This window comes from Methylobacterium sp. (assembly GCF_019745455.1).
Taxonomy (GTDB): domain Bacteria; phylum Pseudomonadota; class Alphaproteobacteria; order Rhizobiales; family Beijerinckiaceae; genus Methylobacterium.
The window spans coordinates 1-8,155 of sequence record NZ_JAIETD010000100.1 but is presented as its reverse complement, the minus strand read 5'-3'; the positions used below and the strand labels follow the sequence as shown (position 1 = coordinate 8,155).

Here is an 8,155-nt window from a genome sequence, read left to right as displayed (position 1 = left end):
CTAGTTTAAGAAGGTAGAGCGTCCGGTTGCGAGAGCAAGCGTTTTTGTTAAAGCCATCGGCGGCAGATCGCACGCTCTGCTGGAAGATCTGCATCAGGCGCGCCGCGCGGGGATGGTCCGGCGTCAGCTCTTTGGGCCTGTGATAGGCGCAATCGTAGAAGTCGTCGTAGATCATGGTCGCCTCGTCCGGACGGAAAACCATGTGTGCTGGTTCCCCGAGCCCGGCGAGCCCATCGGCGACGATCCGGGTGAGCGACGGCAGGAGCACGAACATCCAGGCGAAGACGGGCTGCCGCTCGCGCAGACCGATGCGCTCAAGTTGGAACTCGACCTCGCAATTGTATCCGAGCGAGACGATCGCATCGTAGGCACCGTCCGCGTAGCCCGGCATTAGCGCGCATCCACACAGTCAGCGACCTGACGCGCGAGGTCGCCGACGGTCGCGACCTTGAACACATCCTCAAGTGGCATCTCGATTCCGAATTCTTCCTCGAGCGCAAGGACGAGCACGGTGATCGAGACGGAGTTCCAGCCAGGCACGAGGCTCGTGGGCGTCGTCATATCAACGTTCCCCATGTCCGTGTCCAAGGCCACGGACATTACAGCCTTCATCCGGCCCCACTGCTCGACGCTGACACTCTGATCGCTCACACTCGTTTCCTCCTATCGCAGGTACCCGCTGAACCGAACGCGCGCCGTACGCACCGTCGCCTCCTGTCCCGAATGGGGGTGGCCGCTCGCGAGCCGGTCGGCGAGGGCCTGCTCCGGGTAGGGCGATACGGCCAGAGGGCCGATTAGCGCCATACCGGGTCGGGTCGCAAGGGGGATGGCGTGCCTCAAGCGGTGCCGATCCAGGTCAAGCGTACGCCGAGATAGTCAGACGAGCGCGCGGTCGGCTGGGGCATGACTACGATCCGCGCGCGGCAGACGCCCGCGAACTCCGCCGCAGCCGGGTGGCTGACGAGCACGGGCTGCCGCGGTAGCAGAATCCAAGGCCGCAACTCCTCATCCGGGCACCCGCCCCAGCCGACGAGGAGGATCGCGCCGCCATTGCGTGGGTCGTCGTTGCAGGCCTCCGCCATGAAGAGGATCGCGCGCGTCCCGGGCGGCGCGTCGATCTCGACGACGAGGGAGGGTTGCTCCTCGAAGCGCAGTCCCACCGGATGCATCAGAATTTCGCGCGCGTTGACTTGCCGACACCAGGGGTTCGCCTGCTCGAAGCGTACCACCCTCCAGCCCTGCGACGCGGGCGGTGGATCGTGCAGTACTTCGTCGGGCTCCGGGCGGAGAAGCCGTGACGGGCTCAGGCCTCCGAGATCGCCGTGGTGGACGACGAGCGCTTCGAGCGCGTCAGCGCAGGCCTGCCCCCACTCGCAGACCTGGCCAATCTCTCGGAAGACAAAAGGCAGGCGCGTGCCGTCCGGGCCGAAATGGACGTCGGCCGGCATCGCGAGCACGCGTTCGGCCTGTTCGACACCGTGACGCCAAGCCGCCTCGGCCGCGTCTCGCCGGCCGGCTGCGGCACGCAGCACGCCGAGCCGGCAGCAGGCCTCCACCGTCTTCGTCAGGAGAAGTGGCCCGAAGAGGCCGGCATCAATATCGACGCAGACCTCGAACCAGGCTGCGGCCTCGTCCAGGGCGGCCCGCTTTTGGCTCAGCCGAGCGGCGACGAAGGTGAGCGAGACGTGCCAGCGGACAGCATGCGGCTCCGCCGAGAGAGGTACGTCCGCCCGCCAGCGGGTGATCGCGTCGAGGAGCCCCTGCGTCTCGGCGTCGTCATCGCTCCTCAGGTCGCGGTAGCAGAGCACGACGAGTGCCGCCGCCCGGTCGAACGGCTCCGCCGAGCCGAGGAGATTCTGGCATGCCTCGAGCATGAGCCTCGGGTTCGCGAGGCGTCCGCCTTGATCGAGGAGTGCGCGAGACAGCCAGGGATTTTGGAGCATCCGCGCATAGTCGACCGGCGCCGGTGTCACCGGATGCCCAGCGGCGCGCCACTCGCGTGACCAGGGGGGGAGGTCGGGGTGGCAGAAAGCTTTCATCCCAATGGCGACAAGCCACTCGGCCGGCACCGGCGGGGTGGCAAGATCTGGATCGAAGGCAGTCCAGCGGCGCGGCTGCACGGACCATTCTCCCGCAACCTTGGCACGATCCGCGGTCTGGGCGGCGGCGCCCTCCAGCAGCAGCCGCGACTCGACAAGCGCCTTAAGCTTCGGCCAGTCGTAGACGTCGAAATGGTGTGGGTTCGGGTCGGTACCGGTCTCGTCGGACCAGTCGTGCGGGACGCTGACGACGAGCCGGCCGGCGGGCGTCAGAAGCCGGGCGAAGGCCTCGAGGAGGCGGCCGGGGTCGGAGACGTGCTCGAGCGTCTCGAAGGAGGCGATCAGGTCGACCGAGTGCGGCGGCCACGCCTCCAGGCAGGCCGGAAGCTCGCCGACCTCGAAGCCGAGTTTCCCGGCGCGGAAGGCGTCGCGTGCGTAGTCAATCGCCCAGGACGAGCGGTCGACGCCGACAACGCGGGCGGCCCCGGTCGCGGACAGGATCCAGCTTCCGTAGCCAAGGCCGCAGGCGGCATCAAGGATCACATCGCCGGGCCGCACGAGATCGGCCGCCTTCTGGTAGCGGGCGAGATGGGCGTCGGAGCGCGATCCGCTCTCGCGTAGCATATCCATGTGCAGGTCCCGCTCGCGCTCGAGCGCGGCGGGTGGCCAGCGACGCCAAGCCGCCTCCGGCAAGACCTCAAGGAGAAGCGCAACGCGCGCCCGCTCAGCCTGGAGGGCCTCGTAGGGGACGAGCCGCAGCAGGCCAGGGTGCCGTCGCAGGCCACACGCGATGGCGATCGCTTCGAGCGCCCGGCGGTCCAGCGCGCGCGTCGCGTCGAAGACAAGGAGGGCGCCGTACTTGGCGACGCGCCGCACCTCCGCCAAGGCCGCTCGCAGGGCGTCCGAGTCGAGCGCGTCGAGGCCGAACTCGCTCACCACGTGGTCGAAAGCGCTGTCGGGGAACGGCAGAGCGGTCGGCGATCCGGCGACAATCGGCGCCATTGCCCCAGTTGCGGACAGCTGCTCGCTGGGCAAGTGCAGGCCGTATGCGGGCATCCCGAGCATCGCGAAGGTAAGCAGGTCCGCTGCGTCGCGGGGACCGATCTGAAGGAAGGAGCCGACCCCAAGGGAGGCAACGCAGAGCCTCGCGAAGCCGGCGCGTCCTGGAGCTGTCACGACGGCTGCCTCTCACCCGACAATGGATGCTCGTTGCCAACAGCTAAGCGCCGCATCCTTATCGCCAATGGCTCGCTTGATCCGGACTTGGTCGGAAGTCGGTTCAACTTTAGCTGGGCGAGCCCTCGTGCCACTCAGGCCAACAATGTAGCTGACACCGTTGTCCTCGCACTAGTCCATCGCCTCGGGCCGCCCATACGGGACGAATGCTTGAGTGAAACGCTGTTCCAAAGCCATGCATACGCCCAGACCACGGTAGCGGCTTGGCGGGACGAATACAACCGCATGCGCTCGCACGGTGCCTTGGGCGGCCTGACGCCCGTGAGGGGGGCATGCTCGCGCGCAACATCCACATCGAGGACAACCACCACGCCGGCCTCTAGCCATAACTGGAGCAGATCAGCAGCTCACGTTAGTCACGCACGTGCTGAATAACCCGCGGCTCCCGCTTCACTGGCGACGCCCTCTGGGCCAACTTCCAGCAGCCGGCGTGCAGCACGAGGTGCTAGGTATGGCGCTCTACAGTCACGCCGGCTTGAAAATCATGTTGCGCAGCTTTAAACTGGCCTACAACAGTCTTCAGCAGTGTGCGCTGGACGGTATCTCGCCCGAGATGGGCCTACGCTAGTGCCTCGACGCTGATCCTGCGCTGGCCAATCCGACCTACAAACCGCCCAGTACCAGCGTCATCAAGCGTGCCCTCGGCATCGTCGCTGATGCCCAGGATGTCTCGCATCCAGACATCGGTATCGGCTCAACGAGCTTTATGGCCGTGACCTCGCCACATTGGTTCGACTTAAGGCCTTGAACATGTCACTCTCTCTGCTCGCCAGACCGGCATCCCTGTTGGCGGCGAGCGCTCCAGCCGGACGGTCATCATGAAAATTGCCATGGTCGGAGCGGGCTATGTCGGGCTCGTTTCTGGAACCTGCTTCGCTGATTTCGGACACGAGGTCGTCTGCATCGATCAAAACCAGGCCAAGATCGCGGCCCTGCACGAGGGGCGCATGCCGATTTACGAGCCGGGGCTCGACGCGCTAGTTGCCGACAACGTCCGCCGCAAGCAGCTGACCTTCACGACTGAACTTGCGCCGGCAGTCGCCAAGGCCGACGCGGTGTTCATCGCGGTGGGCACGCCCTCGCGGCGCGGCGACGGTTTCGCTGACCTCAGCTACGTTCATGCCGCCGCGCGTGAGATCGCCGACGCGCTGACTGGCTACACCGTGGTCGTGACTAAGTCGACCGTGCCGGTGGGAACCGGCGACGAGGTCGAGCGCATCATCCGCGAGCGGGCGCCGCAGGCCGAGATCGGCGTCGTCTCGAACCCAGAGTTCCTGCGCGAGGGTGCTGCGATTGAGGACTTTAAGCGGCCCGACCGCATCGTGATCGGGACCGAGGACGCCCGCGCGGAGGCGGTGATGCGAGAGGTCTACCGCCCATTGTCGCTCAACGCCGCGCCGGTCTACGTGATGGGTCGGCGCACGGCCGAACTCACCAAGTACGCGGCTAACGCGTTTTTGGCTACCAAGATCACCTTCATCAACGAGATTGCCGACCTGTGTGAGCAGGTCGGGGCCAACGTACAGGAGGTTGCCCGCGGCATCGGGCTAGACAACCGTATCGGCCGCAAGTTCCTGCACGCCGGGCCGGGCTACGGCGGCTCGTGCTTTCCCAAGGACACGTTGGCGCTTGTCAAGACCGCCCAGGATCATGGGAGCCCAGTGCGCATCGTCGAGACCGTGGTGGCGGTCAACGACCAGAGAAAGCGCGCGATGGCGCGCAAGGTGATCCAGGCCTGCGGCGGCTCGGTGCGCGGCAAGACTATCGCGCTGCTCGGCCTCACCTTCAAGCCCAACACCGACGACATGCGCGACGCGCCCTCGCTCGCCATCGTAGCCGGCCTTCGCGACGCGGGCGCGACTGTGCGCGCATACGATCCAGAGGGCATGGAACAGGCGCAGCCCCTGCTCGACGGAATCGGCTACGCCGAAGACGCCTATGCCTGCGCCGAGGGTGCAGACGCCCTGGTGATCGTGACGGAATGGAACGCCTTCCGCGCGTTGGACTTCGAGCGCCTGCGTCGGATCATGACAGCCTCTGTCCTCATCGATCTGCGTAACATCTACAGCCGGAGTTTTGCCGAGCGGCACGGCTTCTCCTACACTGGAGTCGGGATTAGCGTGGCATGATGAGCCGAGGTGATCGCCCCTTGTGATTAGCTTTCCATCAAGTTTGATAGCGTTAGCGAAGTCATACGACGGCGCCGGGTTAGCGGCGATGGCCGAATTGGCCGTGGCGCGTGACGGTGATCACTTCGCCCGCGATCCAGGGGCGATGCGGATGAGGTTGAGTGCGGCGGTCGTTGCGCAGTGCTGAAGTTGGACCTTGACCAAGACGACATAGGGCGCTCGGCATGGACCGAATTGCGCACCGCCAGCGAGATCGCGGCCTCGATCGCCGGGCGTAGAATCAGCTGAAGGCTGCCGTATCCTCGCGCCCGAGCGAGCGCTTCGAGCGGCACCTGCGGGCGCAGCAACATCAGATGGCGCTTCGCATTCAGATCGGCTCAGTCGGAACGATGCAGATAGGTCTGATAGTTGCACTACAAGAACTTGACTTTGATGCCTGGCATGCCACGGCCGTCGTTAATCGGCATCCAACTGGAATTCGGGATACGTTGAGGGCAGTTCACCCGCACGGTCGCCTAGCTGATCCGGAACGCGGCGACGACGAAGCGGCCTCTTCTGGCGCGCAGTTTTAAATGTCATCACTTTGAACCGAGCTTTCGCTCTCAAGGCGCTTAATGTCGGAACGCCTCGACGCTTTGATTGAGGCGAGGTTGGTGACGAGCTATGCGGGAGATTGGGTGACGACGGTGAGTTGAAGGCGGCGTATCGAGGCGGGTGTCGAGCCTGCCAGAACCTCTCAGCGAGAGCGATACGCCATGGGGACGCCTACCAACGTCGTCCGACTTCGCCATTTCGAAGACCTCGACGATCCCCTGACCGAAGTGCTGTGCAGCGGCGCCCGCCGCCTGCTCGCCCAAGCTGTCGAGATGGAGGCGGACGCGTTCCTGAGTGCGATGCAGGACCTGCGGCTGCAGGATGGATGGGCCCGGCTGGTGCGGCACGGTTACGGGCCGGAGCGGGCGATCCAGACCGGCATCGGCCCGGTGCCGGTCGCGTGGGTCCGTGTCCGGGATCGCGTTGCGATCGGGTCTGAGGACCGGGTCCGGTTCACCTCGAGCATCCTGCCCGCGGGGGCGCGGCGCGCCCGCAGCCTGGATGCGCTGCTGCCGGTTCTGTACCTACGCGGTGTCTCAACCAGCGACTTCTAGGACGCGCTGGCAGCCCTGCTGGGCCGTGACGCTTCAAACCTGTCGCCAGCCGTCATCGCCCGGCTGACCGCGGCCTGGGCGGCAGCGGAGGTGGCACTGACCGTCTTCGTCGAGAAATACGGGGCCAAGTACCCCCGCGCCGCCGCCTGCCTGACTAAGGGTCGAGAGGCGCTGCTGGTGTTCTACGGCTTCCCGGCCGAGCACTGGGACCACCTGCGCAGCTCGAACCCGATCGAGAGGGTGTTCGCTACAGTGCGGCATCGGACCGTGCGGACCAAAGGACGGCTCGACTGCACCTGGTTCATGTAACCGTAGAGGTAGAGCTTCAGAAGCGTCGCCGGATGATAGCCGGGCCGCCCTGTTGCAGCCGCGCCTTCGAAACCGAGTGTGGCACGGTCCAATTTATCGACGAAGACGTCGATTACCCGAACCGAATTTTCTTCGCCGACATAGTCATCGACGCAGTCTGCCAAAAGAAGCGCTTAGAGCCGCTGGCAACCTTCGATGAAACGGCCCATTCGAGCCCTCCAACGCTCTTGGAAAGGTAGCACAACAGGACGTTTTTACACAGCCTCCACCCCGAGCAGCCCTCCAACTATCGACCCATGGCAGGCGAACTCTACCGCCCACAAAATACTCTGAAGCGGACATCGAAGCGTCAAATCACCTGCTTATTGAAAATCGCCTCCTCAAATTTTGGTGCAGATTTTTCTCGAAACCATTCGATCATTCTGCGAACCTCAACTTCTGGCTTGCCAGATACATTTGCATCAATCAACTCGGTACTGGCTTGCGACATCGCAATTATAATGCATGTTGCTTCCGGCACATATGGTAGATTACTTTCATTGTCATGGCGTTCGCGGATTATCTGATACCGAATGTCTTCCGGATAAGTCCACACGCTGACGAGTATTCATGGACACTCACATCTTGCCTGGCCAGAAGGGCGCTTGCGTCTCTATCATTTTCGGAGTAGCCGCGAGCCTCGATCCGTTCGCATTTATCAATGGCTGCACTCATCATTTCACGGATCAAATTCCAGTCGGTCTTCATGATCTTTCCGAACGGTTCGCTTGGCAGCTTACCTCGAATTTTGGCGCAAAGCGGACAGGCAGAAATCCACACCAAGCGGTCATCCATCTGCCTCAACCGCTTTATCTAGAAAACGAACGTTTGCAGGAAACACGGGACTGGTCGTTTACCGTACATTTGGCGCAGCGAGAATTGGAACGTTCTACTGGGGCAAGGCCTGGTGGAACCCTGCCGAACCGGGCAGGCACTCAGACGCCCGAGGCCGCTGAGGTTGGTCGACCTCGCTCAGTCCTTCACCAGGGGACAACCGCCCTCGTTTAAGGGACGAAACACCTCGTTTCCGGGAATGGTCGAGACCGTCTTGTAGAGGTCCCACTCATCCTTCGCCTCGGACGGGGTCTTGACCTCGAACAGGTACATGTCGTGGATCTTGCGTCCGTCGACGCGGATGCTGCCCTTGCCAAACAGCGGATCGTCGGTCGGCATCTCCTTCAGGTCGTGTCCGTCAATGAGGTGGAAATTCGGGGTGGAGTTGGAGCGGCCATCGGTCAGGCGGCCTGAGGTGGAA

General features: G+C 64.0%; 6 protein-coding genes and 4 pseudogenes. 3 read left to right on the top strand and 7 right to left on the bottom strand.

The window, feature by feature from the left end; all coding sequences use genetic code 11:
- The 4 genes and pseudogenes from K2Y56_RS18675 to K2Y56_RS18660 form a co-directional block, all read right to left on the bottom strand.
- Positions 1-391 (bottom strand): DUF1796 family putative cysteine peptidase (locus K2Y56_RS18675; protein WP_292510947.1); only part of this gene is annotated, 391 nt, incomplete at its 3' end.
- Entirely contained in the window at positions 391-651 is a 261-nt protein-coding gene (locus K2Y56_RS18670; protein ID WP_292510945.1) for an acyl carrier protein, read from the bottom strand. The genes K2Y56_RS18670 and K2Y56_RS18675, both read right to left, overlap by 1 nt.
- Before the next feature lie 185 nt (positions 652-836).
- Positions 837-3,215, bottom strand: coding sequence for a methyltransferase domain-containing protein (locus K2Y56_RS18665; protein ID WP_292510943.1), 2,379 nt, complete (start codon positions 3,213-3,215; stop codon positions 837-839).
- A gap of 51 nt (positions 3,216-3,266) precedes the next feature.
- Positions 3,267-3,413 (bottom strand): annotated as a pseudogene (locus K2Y56_RS18660) (IS1380 family transposase); the annotation flags it as partial.
- A gap of 12 nt (positions 3,414-3,425) precedes the next feature.
- Here K2Y56_RS18660 and K2Y56_RS26560 point away from each other — a divergent pair.
- The 3 genes and pseudogenes from K2Y56_RS26560 to K2Y56_RS18650 form a co-directional block, all read left to right on the top strand.
- Positions 3,426-3,650, top strand: a complete 225-nt coding sequence (locus tag K2Y56_RS26560) for an integrase core domain-containing protein (RefSeq protein ID WP_366849101.1) — start codon at positions 3,426-3,428, stop codon at positions 3,648-3,650.
- Positions 3,651-4,093: 443 nt separating this feature from the next.
- The gene (locus tag K2Y56_RS18655; RefSeq protein WP_292510941.1) at positions 4,094-5,404 is read left to right on the top strand and encodes a UDP-glucose/GDP-mannose dehydrogenase family protein; all 1,311 of its coding nucleotides are present in this window, start codon (positions 4,094-4,096) and stop codon (positions 5,402-5,404) included.
- 755 nt (positions 5,405-6,159) lie between these two features.
- A pseudogene (locus K2Y56_RS18650) lies at positions 6,160-6,834 on the top strand (transposase); the annotation flags it as partial.
- Here the strand turns inward: K2Y56_RS18650 and K2Y56_RS18645 are convergent.
- The 3 genes and pseudogenes from K2Y56_RS18645 to K2Y56_RS18635 form a co-directional block, all read right to left on the bottom strand.
- A pseudogene (locus K2Y56_RS18645) lies at positions 6,822-7,025 on the bottom strand (transposase); the annotation flags it as partial. The pseudogenes K2Y56_RS18650 and K2Y56_RS18645 sit on opposite strands and share 13 nt — an antisense overlap.
- Before the next feature lie 185 nt (positions 7,026-7,210).
- Positions 7,211-7,456 carry a hypothetical protein gene (locus K2Y56_RS18640; RefSeq protein ID WP_292510939.1) on the bottom strand — a complete coding sequence of 82 codons (246 nt, stop codon included), beginning with the start codon at positions 7,454-7,456 and terminating at the stop codon, positions 7,211-7,213.
- 416 nt (positions 7,457-7,872) lie between these two features.
- Positions 7,873-8,155, bottom strand: a pseudogene (locus K2Y56_RS18635) (hypothetical protein); the annotation flags it as partial.

Coding starts and splice junctions, on each gene's coding strand:
- K2Y56_RS18655 (WP_292510941.1), top strand. CDS start 4,094: ATGAAAATTGCCATGGTCGGAGCGGGCTATGTCGGGCTCGTTTCTGGA.